Genomic DNA, 390 nt, shown 5'->3' with positions numbered 1-390 from the left:
GTTATCCACCGATCCTGAGAAATGCTCGTATTCCAGTTCCTGTTTTGAGAGAATTGAAGCATGGAATCAGAGCCTGTTTCCCTCATCATCACCCCGACCACCGACACTCCGGTGGCCGCGGTCATGGCGCAGGTTCAGGCGATTCTGGTCGACGTGATGGCCGAACTTCAGACCCATTTACTGTCCGACGATGACGTCCTTGGCAGTTTGGGTGCAATGGAGGGCATCGGCCGCCTGGTTGATGCCGGCCGGGTCGCCCTGGCCGCCGATGTCGATGCGCGCTCCGACACCCGAACCCAGAACGAGTCTCTGGCGCGCAAACGCGGCTGTGCGACCGGCACCGACCTGATCACGATGGTCACCCGGGTGTCCGCCCGGGGTCCGCCCGGG

1 protein-coding gene is annotated in these 390 nt (G+C 62.3%); it reads left to right on the top strand.

The features are described 5' to 3' along the window. Positions 1–60: 60 nt before the first annotated feature. A partial coding sequence (locus AB4Y63_RS19155; protein WP_441792660.1) for a hypothetical protein occupies positions 61–390 on the top strand: 330 nt, incomplete at its 3' end.

Source organism: Leifsonia sp. YAF41 (assembly GCF_052113185.1).
Classification (GTDB): domain Bacteria; phylum Actinomycetota; class Actinomycetes; order Actinomycetales; family Microbacteriaceae; genus Cryobacterium.
This window is presented reverse-complemented; position numbering and strand designations above follow the sequence as displayed.